This window comes from Actinotalea solisilvae (assembly GCF_016464425.1).
Taxonomy (GTDB): Bacteria; Actinomycetota; Actinomycetes; order Actinomycetales; family Cellulomonadaceae; genus Actinotalea; species Actinotalea solisilvae.
Genome location: NZ_JADDKQ010000022.1, coordinates 37,638 through 53,658, shown reverse-complemented (window position 1 = coordinate 53,658; position 16,021 = coordinate 37,638). Strand labels below are relative to the sequence as shown.

The following is a 16,021-nucleotide window of genomic DNA, read 5'->3' as shown; positions in this document are numbered from 1 at the left end:
CTACGGCGCGGACGGTGCCACCGGGTCGGGCTCGTTCCCCGTAATGGCCACGTCCGCGCCGAACCGCTCCGCGAGCTCGCGCTGGATCGCCACGTGCCGCTCGAGGAACGCGCGCTCGTCGAGGCGCTTGCGGCGCAGCCAGCCGGTGACCTCGTCGTTGCACTTGCTGGCGTTGCACGGCCCGCACGCGGGCGCGATGTTGCCGAGGGTGTAGCGGCCCCCGCGCGAGATCGGCAGCACGCAGTCGCGCTGGAGCGCGCGGTCGGCCGCGCCGCAGTACGCGCAGCCGCCCCACGCCGCGACGAGCGCCGCCCACTGCTCGGGGCGCAGGTCGTGCTCGACCGCCGCCATGCGCCGCTGCCGGCGGCGCGCCACGCGTGCTCGGCGGGTGCGTGCGACGGCCATGCGCCCACCGTAGGCGCCGTCGTCCCTAGGCTGGCCGCATGGCCGACACGTGCGTGGCGCGCGTCCCGGTCTTCGCGGCCCTCTCGCCTCGGGACCAGGAGCGCGTGGCGGCGCTCGCGCGGCCCGTGCGCCTCGCCGCGGGCCGCAGCGCCTACGCGTCCGACGACGCGCCTGCCCAGCTCATGGTCGTCCACACGGGCCGGCTGCGGCTCGCGCGGCTCGCGCCCGACGGCGCCGAGCAGCTCCTGCGGGTGCTCGGCCCCGGCGAGTTCACGGGCGAGGTCGCCGTCTTCTCCGGCGAGCGACGGGACGACCGCGCCACAGCGGTCGACGACTGCACCCTGTGCGTCTTCCGCCACGACGACCTCGCGCGGCTCGTGCGCGAGCACCCCGAGCTGGGCCTGCGGCTGCTCGCGGCGGTGAGCCGGCGGCTCGCGGCCACGGAGGACCGGCTGCACGCCGTGACGTCGAGGGACGTCGGGTCGCGCCTGGCCGACTACCTGCTCGGCCTCCCCAGCGCGTGGGCCGACGGCGTCGCGACCGTGCGCCTGCCGCTCGCCAAGAAGGACGTCGCGTCCCTGCTGGACACCTCGCCCGAGAGCCTCAGCCGCGCGCTCGCGTCGCTCGCCGCGCGCGGCCTCGTCGCCGTCGGGGCGGGCCGCGCCGTCGCGATCACCGACCCTGACGGGCTGCAACGGCTGGCCGACGGAGCCTGACCCGCCTCGGCCGCGTCCGCGGCACCCGCGCGACGACGACGCCGCGCACGGCCGCGTCGGGCACGAAGGGGTCGTCCCACACGCGCGAGTCGTCGGAGACCGCCGGGTCGTCGCCCGCGACGAACACGTGGCCGGGCGGGACGTGCCAGGTCGTCCGGCCCGCGCCGCGCGGGGGTGGGCCGCCGTCGAGCGGCCGGCCGCCGACCGCCAGGCGCCCGGCCTCGAGCTCGACGACGTCGCCCGGCACGCCGACGAGCCGCTTCACCAGGCGCGTCCCCGCGTGCTCGAGCACGACGACATCGCCCCGGTGGGCGTGCGTCGCGCGGCGGCCCGAGCGTGCGGCCCGGGCCACCACGAGGAGGTCGCCGTGCCGGAGCGTCGGCGCCATCGACGCGCCGACGACGCGGGCGAGACGGAGCACGGTCGCGTCCTCAGTGCGCGTGCGCGTGTGCGTGCTCGCGCGCGGACCCGTCGTCGTGGTGGCCGTGGTCCTCCCCCTCGGCGTGCTGGACGAACGCGACGTACGCGGCCACCGCGCGCCGGCCGGCGTCGACGTCGGCGGCGTCGTGGTCGCGCGCCGCCCGGGCCGCGCCGAAGAGCGCGTGCACGGGCGCGCGCCGCTCGGGCGGCAGGAGCGCGAGGAGGTCGTCGTCGGACCCGGACTCCAGCGCGGCGTCGGCGGCCGCGACGACCGGGTCGACGTGCGCGCCGGCGGGCTGAATCCCCGTGAAACCGACGCCCTCGCCCTGCCGGTGCAGGCGTACGAGGGTCTCGAGGAAGAGCCGGTCGGCGACGACGGCGGCGTCGGGCCCGAGCACGCGGACGCGCAGGGCGCGGTCGAAGACGTCGCGCAGCTCGGCCTCGCCCCCGGCGGGGATCCAGGCGAGCGCGGGCGTGACGTCGCCCGTCTCGAGGGCGCGGCGTCCGGCGGTGACCGCCGGACCGTCGGCCGTGTCGCAGTGGGCGCGGACCGGGACGGGCCGCAGCGCGGCGGCGACGGTGGTGAGGAGGCGGGTGAGGAGCATCGGAGCGTCCTTCCTGTGCGGGTGCCTCCGACGCTAGGCAGCGCGCGCGGCGACGTCCTTGACGCAGGTCAAGAGCACGACGGCGCGAGGAGGCGGCTCCCGGCGGTGGACCCGAGGTCCTTCGGCCCTGACCCGTCCGGCGAGGTGCGACCTAGCGTGGCGAGCACCTGAAGGGAGCGATCGATGCGTCGGCGAACCGTGCTCGGAGTGCTGCTGCTGGCCCTCGTCACCGTGCTGGGGGTGGTCGCGCAGCCCGCTGTCGCGGCACCCGGCTGGGCGAGCCGCTCGCCCGCGGGGCTGACGATCATGCCCCACGCCCGGCTCGTCGACGGCGGCGCCGCGGTGTCGGTGTCCCTGCGGATCCGGTGCGTGCCGAACGGCACGGACGGCATCCAGTGGGAGGGCTTCGTCAACGTGGAGCAGGGCGACGTGTTCGGCTGGAAGGAGCTCGGGCTCCGGTGCGACGGCCGCTGGCACACGCAGCACGTCGTCGTGCCGGTGAGCGCCGAGCCCGGCACCGAGACCTACGTCGCCGGCCCGGCGACCGTCACGGCCATGCTCGACGACGAGAACACCCTCACCCAGTGGGCCATGGAGGTCCGCACGGTGACCGTGCGCGACGGCTGGGGCTGCCCGCACCGCTGAGCGCCCTCGCGGTTCTGGAACGAATCCGGCGCTCCCACCGCCGGATCCGTGCCAGAACTCGCTCAGGTGGTCGCGCGGTGCACGAGGTCCACGAGCTCCGCGACGTCGGCGTCGCCGTCGAGCGCTGCGGTGAGGCCCTCCGCCTCGGCGCGCAGGTCCGCGTCGCTCACGCGCTCCGACCACGGGCCGCCGACGAGCCGGTCGGTGAGCAGCGCGACGACGAAGTCCTGGCGCAGGCGGGGCGACGCCTCGCGCGGCGACGACGCGGTGTCCGACGCCGCCAGGGTTCCCGTGCGCTCGACCGCCCGGCCGGACTCGTCGAGGTAGCGGACCGTCGCGGTGACGAACGGCTCGCGGGCCTTGGCGTCGCGCAGGGCGACCTCGTAGAGCGCGGTCGTCGTGTGACCCGCGAAGACCTCGCCGGCGTCGACGGCGTCGTTGCGGAAGTCCTCGTCGGCGATCGCCCGGTTCTCGTAGCCGATCAGCCGGTACCCCGAGACCTGGGCGGGGTCGAACTCGACCTGGGCGCGGGCGTCCGTCGCGGCGACGACGAGCGAGCCGGTCAGGCCCGACGCGAACACGCGCTCGGCCTCCGCCGCCGTGTCGATGTAGACGTGCCAGCCGTCGCCCTGGTCGGCGAGCTGCTCGAGCAGGTAGTCGTTGTAGGTGGTGATGCCGACGCCGACCGACACGAGGTTGATCCCGGACTTCGCCTCGGTGCTGATCCGTTGGAGGATCCCCTCGGGGTCGGTCTCGCCGACGTTCGCGACGCCGTCGCTGATGAGGACGACGCGCGTCATCCGACCCTCGGTGCGCATCTGGAGCGCGAGGTCGTAGCCGAGCGCGAGCCCGGCGGCGGCGTTGGTGGAGTCCTGCGGGTAGAGCGCCTCGATCGCGTCGAGGACGGTGCCGCGCTCGGACACCGACGTCGGCTCGAGCGCCACGGACGCCTCGGTGGAGTAGCAGACCATCGCGACCCGGTCCGAGGCGCGTAGCGAGCCGACGAGCGTCCGCAGCGCGGTCTTGGTCGTCTCGATCTTGCCGTCGTCGCCCATCGAGCCGGAGCAGTCGACGACGAGCGCGATGTCGGCGTCCGGCCGCGACTCGGTCGAGGTCGGCGCGCTCGCGATGCCCACGCGCACCAGGCGGTGCTCGGGCTCGAACGGGAGGGCGGCGGCGTCGATCGTCACGCCGAGCCCGTCCTCGGGGGCGGGGTAGTCCTGTGCGAAGTAGTTGACGAACTCCTCGGTGCGGACCTCGCTCGGGTCGACGCCGTACCCCTGCGTCATGGCGTCGCGGAAGCGCGTGTAGGAGCCGGTGTCGATGTCGAGCGCGAAGGTCGACAGCGGGTCCCCGGCGGGGTCCGTCATCCCGGACCGGGCGGCGCCCGACGACGGCTCGGGCTCGGGGTAGGTCTCCTCGGCCGTGCTCGGCCCGGGCGCGACGTAGCCGCCGTCCTCCGTGGCGCCGTCGGCCGTGCCGCTGCCGCTGGCCGCGCACCCGGCGAGCGTGATCGCGGCGACGAGCGCCGCGGCCGTGAGACCGGTCGTCCTGACCTGCTGAGTCCTCATCGCAACCCCATCCGTGTCGTCGCTGACGTTGCGGGGACGCTAGGACGGCGAGGTGCCCGCGCGGGGCCGGAAAGCCGGTTCGTGATCAAGACGATGAGCTGTTGTGACCGATGTGGCCGCCCTGTTGTCACTCCGTGGCCTGCCCGTGACCTGCGGTTCCACCGATCGGGTGAGGCATGCTGGGGCCTCGAGGAGGTGCCGCGTGGGGCGTGCGACGGAGGAGATCAACCGGGCGATGCTGCGCGTGCGCGACGCGATCGACGGCGGCTACCGCGACGAGCTGGACCTGGCGACGCTCGCCGCCGTCGCGCACGTGACGCCCGACCACCTCGTGCGCTCGTTCCGCCGCGTGTTCGGCGAGACGCCGCACCGCTACCTCCAGCGCCGGCGCGTGGAGCGCGCGATGTTCCTGCTGCGGTCGACGTCGTGGCCGGTCACCCGCATCTGCCTGGAGGTGGGGTTCACGAGCCTCGGCACGTTCGGCCGGACGTTCACCGCCGTCGTCGGCGAGTCCCCGACGGTGTACCGGGGCCGGGGTGACCTGCCCGCGGTGCCGGGCTGCGTGACGCTCGCGTGGATGCGACCGGCGGTGTTCCGCGACCCGGAGCAGACCATGCCGGTTTCGGAGAGGCGCACGGATCCGGCGCCCGCCTAGCGTCGAGCCATGACCCTCACCGCGAACAACCTCTCGTCCATCTACGTGCTCGACCAGGACCAGGCGCTCGACTTCTACGTCGGCGTGCTCGGCCTCGAGGTCTCGGCCGACATGATGTTCGGTTCCATGCGCTGGCTGACCGTGCGCGTCCCGGGCGACCGCAAGGAGATCCTCCTGGAGAAGCCCGGCCCGCCGGCCCACGACCCTGCCACCGCGGACGAGGTCCGCGCTCTGGTCACCAAGGGCGCCGGGGGTGGTTGGCTCGCCTTCACGACCGACGACGTCGACGGCGTCCACGAGCGTCTCGTGTCCGCCGGGGTGCAGATCACGCAGCCGCCGACGGACATGGGCTACGGCCGCGACATGGGCCTGCGCGACCCGTTCGGCAACAACATCAGGATCGGCACGCTGCGCGGCTGACGAGGTGCGCGCTGCGGCGTCGGACTGCGGTGGTGCTGGGGGCGGGTGACGGGAATCGAACCCGCGCTATCAGCTTGGGAAGCTGAGAGCGTCGGATCGTCAGCCCTGCTACGAGGACGAACCTGCAGGCCAGGGGCTTCGAATGCTTCCGGAAGCGGAATAGAGGTGCACGCTGCTGATCGTGCTAGTGGCACGTTGTGGCACGCCACTAGCGCTGACCCCGCGCGTTTCACGGGTTAAGACCACCCGGAGAGGCACTCATCGCCGAGGCGTCGTTTCGACCGCCGCGCCAACGTGATGCCGGGACGATCCGTGCCGCAATCTTGCGATTGCCCGCCAAGCTCGCATCCCGGCGAGCCGTGCTGCTTGACGCTCCAGGAGGTCACCACAGCGCCGCGCGACTGGGCGCATCGGCGCAGCACAGGCGCCGAGAGCTCGGCCGCTGCACCGTGGATGGGAGGGCTGGCCCTATTCGGGTCAGCCCTCCCTCTGTTAGTTCTTGATGAATTTATTCGCGAAGATGTAGAGGACGGGCTCCCCGATGCCGATCAGGGAGAGGCCTATGGCCGCTCCGCCGATGGTCCAGAAGTAGCCGCCCGCGAGAAGAATCACGACCGCGAGAATGAGCGGCACGACGCGCGCGGCCGCTGCGACCCGCACTTCGTTGGAGGCGCCCTTCCACTCGACTTCGAACGGCTGTCGGGTCTGCGGGTCCTGGTCCGGTCCGCCGTACTCCTCGTGGATTCCAGGAGCGACGCTGGCGTTCGTTGCGACGTGCATGTGAGTGGTCCTTTCAGGTGATTGGGGTCATGGCAGTGCCTCTCAAATAGGGAAAGCCGGACAAGGGCGAAGCCACGTGCGCCGGCGCTAAGTTGGCCCGAGGGCCGGCGGTGCGCGCGCGCTCCGGGCTGTGTCACGTCGTGGGCGCGACGCCCGCATCGAGGTGGTCATGGAGCCGAGAGTAGTCCAGGTGACATGCCCCTGTCAGCATCGGTGACACACCGTGTCGGTGTTGGTATAGTCTCGGTAGCACCGGGTGTCCGGGTGAGCGTTCAAGCTGGCTGGTCGAGGTGACTCGGCGGCACCGGACGCCACGTGCCGATGAGCTTCGGGTACCCAACTGAGCACGGAAGGAGAGACATGGCTGAGCGCTCGCCACTAGCGCTTGCTTCGCGTCACGGCGGCGACGGCGCGGCCGAGGCGCCGCGGCGTCTGGTCGTTGAGCTGAACCGCAGGGCAGCCACTGACCTGGCATGGCTGGTGGAGTCTGAAGAAGTCAATAAGACGACGGTGGTCAACAGGGCGCTGCAGGTCTACCGACTCCTCGTTGAGGCCCAAAGGAACGGCGGATCGGTCACGCTCCTTGACCCAGCGCACGGCGAAGCGACCCTGCGGATCATCACTTAGTCGCGTGCGTCATCACTTAGTCGCGTGCGGCAACTCGGGCGCGGCTTGTCGGCGCCTCGGCGCCTCGGTCAGGCGGTTCGTGTCTCGCCTCAGTGCGTCGTCGGCAGTGTGTTGGCAGTGCGACGCCGCCCTCGAGCTGGCGTGCCCCGCTCGCTCCATCAGTTCCGGAAGAGCCCACTCCCGCGCGGCAGCGGACTGTGCGTCAAGACGCACAGTCCGCTCTCGGCCGCCCGCTCGTGCGAGCGGTAGTGGCGCGCCGATCCACTGCTCCTGCGGCTGCATGTACAAAGCCCGCGCGCTGTAGGCCAGGACCTCGCGGGGAGGCGATGCATTCGCCGCCGGTAGTCGCCAACCCCCCTTGCTCGCCGCGGCGGAGGTCGTGCCACAGCCCGCGAGCCATCCGGGACGTCTTGTGGGCGAGCGCCCGATCGGCCTCCGTCTTGGTCCGAAACGTCCCGAGCGACCGCCCGTCGTCCGGCTTCGTGCAGCGGCCCGCCAGGGACCCGAGGAGGGCCGGCGGATTGCGCCGCTGACGCGGCGATGGGGGTGTGTCGAGCGGGTCTTCGCGGGCGTCCTGAAGAGGTAGGACGTAGACGCCACAAGCGCCTGACCTCCTACGACGGAGCGGGTGACGGGAATCGAACCCGCGCTATCAGCTTGGGAAGCTGAAGTTCTGCCACTGAACTACACCCGCGAGCGCCCGGCTGCCGGGCGCGCGGACCGATCATACCCGGCGCCGCGGGCCGCACCCGCCGGGTCCGCGCTGCCCGCTGTGAACAGATTTTGTCCACAGGGTTGGGCACAGATTCCCGCGTGAGCGCGCCTAGCTGTGGACAGCGCTGTGCACGGAGGGCGTGCCGAAACTCGGCCGCCGGAGTCCCTTGTGAGCGCTCGCAGGACGGGTCTACAACTGCTCCAACGGCAGTGCGGGACCGGCGCCGGACCAGGGAGACCTGGACCGGACGGGTGTCGCACCGCCGGCCGACCGGAGAACGACGGACCGTCCCGCCTGGGTGACCTGGCGGGCTGTGGATGGCGACGCAGGCGTCCGACGGGCCCGGGAGGCAGGTCGTCACCGACCGACGTGCGGCTCGCCGCACGGACGGTCGGCCGCATCGCCGCAGCGGAGGTCGTGCCCCCCGGTCCGCCGGGGTCGCGGCTGACGGTCACGCAGGGCCCCTCGGACGCTTACTCCGGGGGGCCTTCGCGTTGTCCGGGCGAGACGGCCCTGCCCGCGCCGCCCCGCGGTGCGCCGTCGTCAGGCGACGAGGTCCTGGTACTCCGGGTGCCGGCGGATGTACGCGGCGACGAAGGGGCACTGCGGGTCCACGCTCGCGCCGCGCGACCGGACGTCGTCGAGCGCCCAGCGCACGAGCGTCGAGCCGATGCCGTGGCCCTCGGCGTCCGGGTCGACCTCGGTGTGCGTGAACGTCACGCGGTCGCCGTGCTCGCGCACGTAGGACGCGCCGACCTCCTCGCCGCGCAGCGTCGCGACGTACCGTGAACCGTCACGTCGTACCTGCACCGGCACCTCCACCTCGCCGTCGCTCGGAAGGTCGGGGGCGGCGCCGGTGTTCTCCATGGCGTCACCGTACGACGAGCCCCGGCGCCCGGCGCGGCGGCGGCGGCCGGCCCGCGAGCACCCGAAGGAGCGCACGTGACGAACCTCGAGCAGGCGCCCAGCGAGCTCGTCTGCACGTCGGCCACGACGGGCGTCGAGGTGCTCACCCCGCGCGACGTCCCGCTCGGCGGCGTCCGCTCCATGACCGTGCGCCGCACCCTCCCCCAGCGCGCGCGCTCCTTCGTCGGGGCCTTCTGCTTCGCCGACCACTACGGGCCTGACGACGTCGCCCTCACCGGCGGCATGGACGTCCCGCCCCACCCGCACACCGGGCTCCAGACCGTGAGCTGGCTGTTCAGCGGCGAGATCGAGCACCGCGACAGCCTCGGCACGCACGCGATGGTCCGCCCGGGCGAGATGAACCTCATGACCGCCGGCCGCGGCATCGCGCACTCGGAGACCTCGACGGCCGCGACGACCGTGCTCCACGGCGTCCAGCTGTGGACCCTGCTCCCCGCGCACGCCCGCGCCACCGCCCCGGCCTTCGACCACTACGTGCCGCCCGTCGTCGCGCCCGACGGCGCCCCGGGCGCCGAGCTGCGCGTCTTCCTCGGCACCCTCGCGGGCACGACGTCGCCCGTGCGCACCTTCTCGCCGCTCGTCGGGGCGGAGGTGCGCGTCCCGGCCGGCGGCGAGCTCGAGCTCGACCTCGACCCGGCCTTCGAGCACGGGCTGCTCGTGGACACGGGCACGCTCGAGGTGGCCGGGCGCGTCGTCGTGCCCGCCGAGCTCGCGTACCTGCCCTCGGCGGGTGAGGACGGACCGTCGCGCGTGCGTCTGCGCGCGCAGCCCGGCGAGGACCTGCGCCTCCTGCTGCTCGGCGGCGAGCCGCTCGGCGAGCGCGTCGTCATGTGGTGGAACTTCATCGGCACGGACCACGACGAGGTCGCCGCGGCGCGTGCGCAGTGGCAGGCCGAGATCGCAGGCGCCCCGGACGAGCGGTTCGGCGTCGTGCCGGGGTACCCGGGCGCCGCGCTGCCCGCGCCCGTGCTGCCGGGGACGCGCCTGCTGCCGCGAGGGTGACGGCGGCCGACGGCGCCTGAACGGCCGGGCCCGGCGCCGACCCCCACCCGCTAGCGTGTGGCCGTGCTGCTCAGCGACCGCGACATCCGCACCGAGCTCGACTCCGGCCGGATCCTGCTCGACCCGTACGAGCCCTCGATGCTCCAGCCGTCGAGCATCGACGTGCGGCTCGACAAGTTCTTCCGCCTGTTCGACAACCACAAGTACCCGTTCATCGACCCGGCGCAGGACCAGCCCGACCTCACGCGCCTGGTCGAGGTCGAGCGCGACGAGCCGTTCATCCTGCACCCCGGCGAGTTCGTGCTCGGGTCCACCTACGAGGCCGTCACGCTGCCCGACGACGTCGCCGCGCGCCTCGAGGGCAAGTCCTCGCTCGGCCGCCTCGGCCTGCTCACGCACTCGACGGCCGGTTTCATCGACCCCGGCTTCACGGGGCACGTGACGCTCGAGCTGTCCAACGTCGCGACGCTGCCGATCAAGCTCTGGCCCGGCATGAAGATCGGCCAGATGTGCTTCTTCCGGCTGTCGTCGGCCGCGGAGCAGCCCTACGGCTCGAGCGCGTACGGCTCGCGCTACCAGGGCCAGCGCGGCCCGACGGCCTCGCGCTCCTTCCAGAACTTCCATCGCACGCAGGTCTGAGCCCGTCCGGGCCGGGCAACACGCAGGACCCACGCCCGCAACAGACGCGACCTAGAGTGCCCCGCATGCCGTTCCCCGCCCTGGACCCGACCGCCGCCGACGTCGTCGCCCATCACCTGCTGGTGCTGCCGGGCGACGTCGGGCCGGACGAGGTCGAGGCGCTGGTCGTGAGCCGGTTCCCGCGCGCGGCCTGGGAGCGCGAGCCGAGCGCGGCGCCGCCCCGGCCCACGGGCGGGGCGCGCGGCCTGCGGGTCACGACGGCGCCGCCCGGGGCGCTGCGGCTCTCGCGCCACTCGGTGCTCGAGGGGCCGTACACGGTGGACAAGGTCGCGGCCGCGGCGCTCGGGCTGCCCGCCGCGGCCGGGGTCGCGTACGTCGTCGTAGCGCCAGTCGAGCGCGGCGACCGGCCGTTCCCGTACGGCGGCGACCGGGACGGGATGCGACGCGCGTTCCCCGAGGGCCTCCCGGTGCGCGACGAGGAGCGCACGGTCGCGTGGCTGCTGGCCGCCGCCCGGCGCCTGGGCGGGGCGGTGCGGACGAGCGCGCGGGGCGGGAGCCCGTCCGCCCTGCTGGTGCCCGACCCGGCGGCCGCCGTCGACCTCACGGTCTGGACCGACATCTGGCTCGAGCCCGAGGCCGCGCTCACGGTGATGCGCCAGGCGCTGCCGCGCGCCTACCTCAACCTCCCGACGCCGCAGTGGGCGGGACCGCGCCGGCACGCCGAGCCCGTGCCCGGCACCGACCGGCTCACGCCCGAGATGCGGCGCGGCCTGCACGCCGCGGCCGACGACCACGACATCAGCGCGCTCACCGACCCGCCGCCCATGACCGGCTACGGCGCGCTCGCCGACCTCGACCTCGACGGCATGATCGCGCTCGAGGTGGCGGGCGAGACGCGCGTGCCGCCCGTGATCGCGCAGGTCCCGTGGGCCGCCCAGGGCGCCGTCGCGTACCGCGTCCGCTGGGAGCCGACCGACCTCGCCGACCGCGAGCAGGAGCGCCCGTCGCTCCAGCACAAGGTCGCGCGCGGGCGGGCGACGCCGCTGGTCATCGCCCTGACCCGCGCGGTCCACAAGGCGGTCGGCGGGGAGATCACCGACCAGATGGACTTCATCGTCGACCCGGCGGACCTCTAGCCGCGCCGTCCCCCGGCGGCCTCACCTGCCGCCGTCGAGCACCACGAGCTGCTGCGTCGCGCGGGTCATCGCCACGTAGCGGTCGACCGCGCGCTCGATCGCACCCTCGCCCGCGGCGCCGTCATCCCAGGTCGCCGGGTCCGCGAGCACGACCAGGTCGAACTCGAGGCCCTTCGTCGTCTCGGGCGCGAGCGACCGCACGCGCTCGGTCGCGACGAACGTCGGGTCGCCGACGACGCACGCCGTGCCGCCGTGCTCGGCGAGCCACCGCCCGAGGACCGCGTCGAGCTCGGACGCGGGCGCGTGGAGCACGGGTGCGCCGCCGCGCCGCACCGACGTCGGCACGTTCGCGTCGGGCAGCGCCGCGCGGATGACCGGCTCGGCGGCGGCCATGACCTCCTCGGGCGTGCGGTAGTTGATGCTCAGCGAGGCGAGGCGCACGTCGCGCAGACCGACCCGCTCGAGGCGCTCCGCCCACGACTCGGTGAACCCGTGGCGCGCCTGCGCCCGGTCGCCGACCACGGTGAGGCTCCGCGACGGGCACCGCGCGAGCAGCATCTGCCACTCCGCGTCCGTGAGCTCCTGCGCCTCGTCGACGACGACGTGCGCGAAGGGTCCTGCGAGCACGTCCGGGTCCGCCGTGGGCAGGGCTCCAGGGTCGACGAGGGCGCGACGCAGGTCCTCGCCGCGCAGCATGGACATGACCAGCAGCTCGGAGTCGTCGGCCGCGACCAGGTCGGCGACGACGTCGGCCATGCGCGCGCGCTCGACGGCGGCCGTCGCCTCGGCGCGGCGGCGACGTCGCGATGCCTCCGGGTCGCCCAGCCGGCGCCGGGCGGCGTCGAGCAGCGGGAGGTCCGCCCGCGTCCACGCGTGCGGGTCGGAGCGCTGGAGCGCGCGCACCTCGTCCCGCGTGAGCCACGGCGCGCACAGCCGGAGGTAGGCGGGCACGGTCCACAGGTCGCCGACGACGTCGGTCGCCTCGAGCAGCGGCCAGGCGCGGGCCACGGCGCGCGCGAGGTCGCGGCGCAGCGCCCGGCGCAGCTGCTCGGCCGGGACCTCCTCGTCGTCGGAGGCGTCGACGAGCAGGTCGAGCAGCGCCTCGAGGATGACGTCCTGCGCCTCGTTGTGAGGCGTGCCCGGGTCCGGCGCGGCGAAGGCCTCGGCCCACGCGGCGCTCGTGACCTCGACGTCTCCCCACGGCGTTGTCAGCGCGAGCGGCGCCGTCGGCGGGTTCTCGTGGAAGCGGACGGCCGGCTCGAGCGCACCGACCATCGCGAGGTCGGACTTCAGGCGGGCGACCTCGGGATCGGCCTCGGGCGGCGCCGCCGCGCCCTCGGGCACGAGGTCGGCCAGGGTGCACGTGCGCACGCCCTCCTCGCCCAGGCCGGGCAGCACGTCGGCGACGTACGCCAGGTAGGGCCGGCTCGGCCCGACGACGAGCACGCCGCCGCGCCGGTGCCCGACCCGCGGGTCCGCGTGCAGGAGGTATGCCGCGCGGTGCAGCGCGACGACAGTCTTGCCGGTGCCCGGGCCGCCGTCGACCACGAGCGTCCCGTGCGAGCCGGCCCGGATGATCGCGTCCTGGTCGGCCTGGATGGTGCCGAGCACGTCGCGCATGCGGCCCGACCGGTGCGCGGCGAGGCTCGCGACGAACGCCGACTGGTCGTCGAGGGCGACGCGCCCGTCCAGGCCCTCCGGCGTGAACACCTCGTCCCAGTAGTCGCTCACGCGGCCTGCGGTCCAGCGGTACCGCCGTCGGCTGCGCAGGCCCCTGGGGTCCGCGTGGGTCGCGCCGAAGAACGGCTCGGCCGCGGGCGTGCGCCAGTCGACGAGGAGCCGCGCCCCGTCCGCGTCGGTCAGGCCGACGCGGCCCACGTACACGGGCTCGCCGTCGGCAGGGACCATGCGGCCCAGGCAGAGGTCGAGGCCGAAGCGGCGCAGCATCCGCAGTCGCGCGCTCAGGCGGTGCACCCCCTGGTCGCGCTCGAGCGCCGCGGTGCCCGAGCGGCCCGGCTCGCGGCGGCGCGCGTCGAGGCGGTCGGCGAGCTCGGCGACCTGCTGGTCCAGGCTCGCGGCGATCGCGGCGAAGTGCCGCTCGTCCAGCTCGACGAGCGCGGGGTCGCGCTTGGCTGCGAGGTGGTCCGGGAGGTCGAAGGCGCTGGTGGCGAGGGGGTTCACGGCGTCCGCCCGTCTGCGTGAGGTGGCTGAGGGCGGCGATTCTTCGCCGTGAGGGGGGCCTTGCCGCAAGCCCCCGGGTGCTCTATACGTTGAGAGTGGCGAGAGGTCGCCGACCCGCCGCCGGCGCCCCGCTCAGGGCTGGGGCGGCCGGACCGCGTCGAGCAGCAGGCGCGCGACGTCGAGCACCTCGGGCTTGGCGGCCGCAGCGCCGCCCTCGCCCGGCGCGGCCTCCGACGCCGCGGCGACGCCGTCGGTGAGCATGATCGTGCAGAAGGGGCACGCGGTGGCGATCGCGGACGCGCCCGTCGCGAGCGCCTCGGCCGCGCGGTCGGTGCCGATGCGGGTCCCGGTCGTCTCCTCCATCCACACGCGCGCGCCGCCGCCGCCGCAGCAGAAGGACCGCTCGCGCGTGCGCGGCATCTCGGCCAGCCGCACCCCGGGCAGCGCGCCGAGCAGCTCGCGCGGCGGCGTGTAGATGTCGTTGTGCCGGCCGAGGAAGCAGGGGTCGTGGTAGGTCACGACGTCTTCGGTGCTCCCCGCCGCAGCCGCCGCACCTGCCGCATCCTCCGTACCGGCGTCGCCGTCGGCGGGTCGCGCGACCGGCGTCAGGCGACCCTCGCCCACGAGCCGGTCGAGCAGCTCGGTGTGATGGACGACGTCGTACCGGCCGCCGACCTGCGGGTACTCGCGCGCGATCGTGTTGAAGCAGTGCGCGCACGTCACGACGATGCGCTGCGCCTTCGCCTCGGTGAGCGCCGCGACGTTCGCCTGCGCGAGCATCTGGAAGAGGAACTCGTTGCCCGCGCGGCGCGCCGGGTCACCCGTGCAGGACTCGCCGTCGCCCAGCACGGCGAAGCTCACGCCCGCGAGGTCGAGCAGCTCGGCGACCGCGCGCGTGGTCTTCTTCGCCCGGTCCTCGTACGCGCCGGCGCAGCCGACCCAGAACAGGTAGTCGACCTCGGACGCGTCCTCGACGTCGCGCCCGACGACCGGCACCGCGAACGGCAGGCCCTTCGCCCAGTCGAGCCGCTGGCGCGCGGGCAGGCCCCACGGGTTCGACTGCCGCTCGAGCTTGGTGAACATCGGGCCGAGCTCGTCGGGGAACGCCGACTCCATGAGCACCTGGTTGCGCCGCAGGTCGACGACGTGGTCGACGTGCTCGATGTCGACCGGGCACTGCTGCACGCACGCGCCGCACATCGTGCAGTCCCACAGCGCCTGCGGGTCGACGACGTCGCCCACGAGGGAGAGGACGTCGAGGTCGGCGTGGGCGTCGGGGGCGGGCGTCGGCGCGGCGCCCAGTGCCCACGGCACGGGCACGTGGCCTGTGGTCGCGGTGTGCCCGGCGGGCTCGGTCGACGCGTTGGCGGCGACCTGGAGCCACGGCGCCGTCGCGTAGGCGTGGTCGCGCAGCGCCGTGACGACGAGCTTGGGCGAGAGCGGTTTGCCCGTGTTCCACGCGGGGCACTGCTCCTGGCAGCGCCCGCACTCGGTGCACGTCGAGAAGTCGAGCAGGCCCTTCCACGTGAAGTCCTCGATGCGCCCGACGCCGAGCCGCGCGTCCTCGGGCAGCTCGTCGACCTTGTCGAAGTCGACCGCCTCGCCGCCGACGCGCACCGGCGGCAGCGGGCCGAGCGCGGGCCGACCGTCGACCTCGCGCCGCGCCCACACGTTGACCACCGCGAGGAACCGGTGCCACGAGACACCCATCGCCGGCCGACGCCCGACGACGACCATCCACAGCATCGAGGTGAGGATCTTCAGCAGCGCGACGACGACGATGGCGGTGCCGAGCGTGGCGGGGTCCAGCCCGGTGAACCACTGCCCGAACCACGCGGTCAGCGGGAAGTGGATGGTGGGCGGGACGATCGTGACCAACGCGAGCTCGGCCTCGGACGGCAGCGGCTCGTACGCGAACCAGCCGAACGTCGCCTGCTGCACCGCCAGCGCGTACTCGAGCCCGCGCAGCAGCAGCACGCACACGACGACGGCGCCGATGATCGCCTCGACGAAGTACGCCTGGCCGACGTTCGAGCCGAAGAACCGCGACGCGCGGCGCCCGGGCGGCGCCTCGTCGCCCACGGGCGTCGCGACCGCCGCGGACGGCCGGCCCGCGGCGGACCGCCCGCGTCGCGGGTGCTCGCGCTGCCGCACGACGACGAGCACCACGATGCCGAGCAGGCCGAGCCAGGCGAACACCTCGACGAGCCACTCGAACGGCAGGAGGTGCCCGACGACCGGCAGCACGAACGTCGGGTCGACGATCTGGCCGTACGCCGAGACCAGCGTGAGGAAGAGCACCGGGAAGCTGACCATGACGGCCCAGTGCGCGACGCGGACGAACGGGCGGTGCTGGAACCGCCCGTGGCCGAGCACCTCGCGCACCACGAGCCAGGTCCGGCGGCCCGGGTGGTCGGTGCGCCCGGCGGCGGGCCCGCCGCGGCGGACCGTCCGGACGATCGCGCGCAGGCCGAGCGTGAAGACCCACACCCCGACGACCGTCGCGACGAGGGCGAGCAGCAGCGCGACGATCTGGAGCGGGCTCACGGCGCCACGCTAGCCGCTCGGCCGACGCCC

Annotated in this window: 16 protein-coding genes and 1 tRNA gene; 8 read left to right on the top strand and 9 right to left on the bottom strand. The window is 74.3% G+C overall.

Features of this window, described 5'->3' with window-relative positions:
- Positions 1–405 (bottom strand): HNH endonuclease, encoded by a 405-nt coding sequence (locus JIG38_RS16760; protein WP_199423066.1) that lies wholly within the window; start codon positions 403–405, stop codon positions 1–3.
- A 38-nt stretch (positions 406–443) separates the two neighbouring features.
- Here JIG38_RS16760 and JIG38_RS16755 point away from each other — a divergent pair, with 38 nt between their 5' ends.
- A complete protein-coding gene (locus tag JIG38_RS16755) occupies positions 444–1,121 on the top strand; it encodes a Crp/Fnr family transcriptional regulator (protein ID WP_199423067.1) in 678 nt (225 codons plus the stop codon).
- Here JIG38_RS16755 and lepB read toward each other — a convergent pair.
- Together lepB and JIG38_RS16745 are read right to left on the bottom strand one after the other, a co-directional pair.
- On the bottom strand, positions 1,078–1,542 hold the full coding sequence (gene lepB / locus JIG38_RS16750) for a signal peptidase I (protein WP_199423068.1): 465 nt from the start codon (positions 1,540–1,542) through the stop codon (positions 1,078–1,080). The two genes, JIG38_RS16755 and lepB, sit on opposite strands and share 44 nt — an antisense overlap.
- A 10-nt stretch (positions 1,543–1,552) precedes the next feature.
- Positions 1,553–2,146: a DUF6448 family protein gene (locus JIG38_RS16745; RefSeq protein ID WP_199423069.1), complete on the bottom strand. Its 594-nt coding sequence runs from the start codon at positions 2,144–2,146 to the stop codon at positions 1,553–1,555.
- Positions 2,147–2,329: 183 nt separating this feature from the next.
- On the opposite strand from JIG38_RS16745, the gene JIG38_RS16740 reads away from it, so the two are divergent.
- The gene (locus tag JIG38_RS16740) at positions 2,330–2,791 is read left to right on the top strand and encodes a hypothetical protein (RefSeq protein ID WP_199423070.1); all 462 of its coding nucleotides are present in this window, start codon (positions 2,330–2,332) and stop codon (positions 2,789–2,791) included.
- 62 nt (positions 2,792–2,853) lie between these two features.
- Here JIG38_RS16740 and JIG38_RS16735 read toward each other — a convergent pair whose 3' ends face one another.
- Positions 2,854–4,362: a vWA domain-containing protein gene (locus tag JIG38_RS16735; RefSeq protein WP_199423071.1), complete on the bottom strand. Its 1,509-nt coding sequence runs from the start codon at positions 4,360–4,362 to the stop codon at positions 2,854–2,856.
- 202 nt (positions 4,363–4,564) lie between these two features.
- Between JIG38_RS16735 and JIG38_RS16730 the strand changes: the two genes are divergently transcribed.
- Both JIG38_RS16730 and JIG38_RS16725 read left to right on the top strand, forming a co-directional pair.
- Positions 4,565–5,017, top strand: coding sequence for a helix-turn-helix transcriptional regulator (locus tag JIG38_RS16730; RefSeq protein WP_199423072.1), 453 nt, complete (start codon positions 4,565–4,567; stop codon positions 5,015–5,017).
- Between the two features lie 9 nt (positions 5,018–5,026).
- The gene (locus JIG38_RS16725) at positions 5,027–5,437 is read left to right on the top strand and encodes a VOC family protein (RefSeq protein ID WP_199423073.1); all 411 of its coding nucleotides are present in this window, start codon (positions 5,027–5,029) and stop codon (positions 5,435–5,437) included.
- A gap of 492 nt (positions 5,438–5,929) precedes the next feature.
- On the opposite strand, the gene JIG38_RS16720 is transcribed toward JIG38_RS16725, so the two are convergent.
- A complete protein-coding gene (locus JIG38_RS16720; protein WP_199423074.1) occupies positions 5,930–6,217 on the bottom strand; it encodes a hypothetical protein in 288 nt (95 codons plus the stop codon).
- A 360-nt stretch (positions 6,218–6,577) separates the two neighbouring features.
- Between JIG38_RS16720 and JIG38_RS16715 the strand changes: the two genes are divergently transcribed.
- Positions 6,578–6,844, top strand: coding sequence for a hypothetical protein (locus JIG38_RS16715; protein ID WP_199423075.1), 267 nt, complete (start codon positions 6,578–6,580; stop codon positions 6,842–6,844).
- Positions 6,845–7,467: 623 nt separating this feature from the next.
- Here JIG38_RS16715 and JIG38_RS16710 read toward each other — a convergent pair.
- Together JIG38_RS16710 and JIG38_RS16705 are read right to left on the bottom strand one after the other, a co-directional pair.
- Positions 7,468–7,538: transfer RNA gene (locus JIG38_RS16710), tRNA-Gly, on the bottom strand.
- 564 nt (positions 7,539–8,102) lie between these two features.
- Positions 8,103–8,426 carry a GNAT family N-acetyltransferase gene (locus JIG38_RS16705; protein WP_199423076.1) on the bottom strand — a complete coding sequence of 108 codons (324 nt, stop codon included), beginning with the start codon at positions 8,424–8,426 and terminating at the stop codon, positions 8,103–8,105.
- Positions 8,427–8,501: 75 nt separating this feature from the next.
- Between JIG38_RS16705 and JIG38_RS16700 the strand changes: the two genes are divergently transcribed.
- From JIG38_RS16700 to JIG38_RS16690, 3 genes are all read left to right on the top strand, one after another.
- Positions 8,502–9,488, top strand: coding sequence for a pirin family protein (locus JIG38_RS16700; protein WP_199423077.1), 987 nt, complete (start codon positions 8,502–8,504; stop codon positions 9,486–9,488).
- Between the two features lie 63 nt (positions 9,489–9,551).
- A complete protein-coding gene (gene dcd / locus JIG38_RS16695) occupies positions 9,552–10,127 on the top strand; it encodes a dCTP deaminase (RefSeq protein WP_199423078.1) in 576 nt (191 codons plus the stop codon).
- A 65-nt stretch (positions 10,128–10,192) separates the two neighbouring features.
- Positions 10,193–11,263 carry a hypothetical protein gene (locus tag JIG38_RS16690; RefSeq protein ID WP_199423079.1) on the top strand — a complete coding sequence of 357 codons (1,071 nt, stop codon included), beginning with the start codon at positions 10,193–10,195 and terminating at the stop codon, positions 11,261–11,263.
- Positions 11,264–11,284: 21 nt separating this feature from the next.
- Here JIG38_RS16690 and helR read toward each other — a convergent pair whose 3' ends face one another.
- Positions 11,285–13,444, bottom strand: coding sequence for an RNA polymerase recycling motor ATPase HelR (gene helR / locus JIG38_RS16685; protein ID WP_199423080.1), 2,160 nt, complete (start codon positions 13,442–13,444; stop codon positions 11,285–11,287).
- A 132-nt stretch (positions 13,445–13,576) separates the two neighbouring features.
- Positions 13,577–15,991: a (Fe-S)-binding protein gene (locus JIG38_RS16680; protein ID WP_199423081.1), complete on the bottom strand. Its 2,415-nt coding sequence runs from the start codon at positions 15,989–15,991 to the stop codon at positions 13,577–13,579.
- Positions 15,992–16,021 lie beyond the last annotated feature (30 nt).